The 295-nt window shown below is 48.1% G+C and carries 1 pseudogene; it reads right to left on the bottom strand.

Annotation, left to right across the window (positions count from 1 at the left end):
- Positions 1-79: 79 nt before the first annotated feature.
- A pseudogene (locus KDM89_RS21640) lies at positions 80-295 on the bottom strand (glutathione peroxidase); the annotation flags it as partial.

Here is a 295-nt window from a genome sequence, read left to right as displayed (position 1 = left end):
CGTAGCAGGGTTCATTTTTTTTTGCAGGGTTTTGCAGGGTTTTCAGCCTCTGGCGCGCATATAGCTTGCATGTAGAGAATTATTGCGCCAGCGCTTTCTCAATATCGGCCACCAGTTTTTTATCATCCGGTGTCGTCATGCTGGAGTAAGCCGCGACCACATTGCCTTTGCGGTCGATCAGGTATTTATAGAAATTCCACTTCGGTGTGGTGCCGGTGGCTTTGACCAGTTCAGCATAGAAGGGATTCATATCCTTACCGCTGACTACGGTTTTCGCAAACATGGGGAATTTCAC

Source organism: Cognatundibacterium luofuense, assembly GCF_018139685.1.
Lineage (GTDB): Bacteria > Pseudomonadota > Gammaproteobacteria > Burkholderiales > Burkholderiaceae_D > Undibacterium > Undibacterium luofuense.
Note: the sequence above shows the minus strand (reverse complement) of the source record. Positions and strands in the feature narration are given on the sequence as shown.